Origin of the sequence: Xenorhabdus yunnanensis (assembly GCF_028598805.1) — a bacterium.
Taxonomy (GTDB): Bacteria; Pseudomonadota; Gammaproteobacteria; order Enterobacterales; family Enterobacteriaceae; genus Xenorhabdus; species Xenorhabdus yunnanensis.
Map to the genome: position 1 here is coordinate 1 of NZ_JAQRFI010000223.1, position 512 is coordinate 512.

The window sequence follows — 512 nt, forward strand, 5'->3', positions numbered from 1 at the left end:
TGAAATCATTCATTCGATAACAGCCGGAATAAAATCTATCGCTAATTTAGCTGGTGCAGCCGTTAATAGTGAAGAATACTCCCCCGATGATGCAATGACTGACCTTGATAGATTATCCCGACTGTTTTCTGTATTGCCTCTTATTATCGAGGCTGAATATGAAAACAATGTAAATGCAGTCGATGAAATAAGAGAAAGAAAAAATAAAACCATATAACAATTCAAAATAAAAACAACAAAACAATTTTAATTACAGCGCCATCGCTGGGGTCTCGCTTACGCTGAAAACAGGAAATTGAAATGACACAATTAACTTTGCTTGAAAGAAAGCGAAAGGCATTTATTCACGCCAAACTCGGCGCATTACAAAAGAAACATGGTTGCCATTCTGTAATAGTTAAAGTGAATAGAACTAATTGCAGGCTGGATTTAGATGAGGAAATATTGACTCTCGCTTTAATTAAGTTCTTTGAAGATGGACTTGGCGAGCATCAACATAAATCACATGAACT

General features: G+C 35.9%; 1 protein-coding gene and 1 pseudogene. Both read left to right on the top strand.

The features are described from left to right. On the top strand, positions 1-217 hold a 217-nt coding region (locus tag PSI23_RS21930; protein ID WP_273557038.1), incomplete at its 5' end, for a hypothetical protein. Positions 218-300: 83 nt separating this feature from the next. After that, positions 301-512, top strand: a pseudogene (locus PSI23_RS21935) (hypothetical protein); the annotation flags it as partial.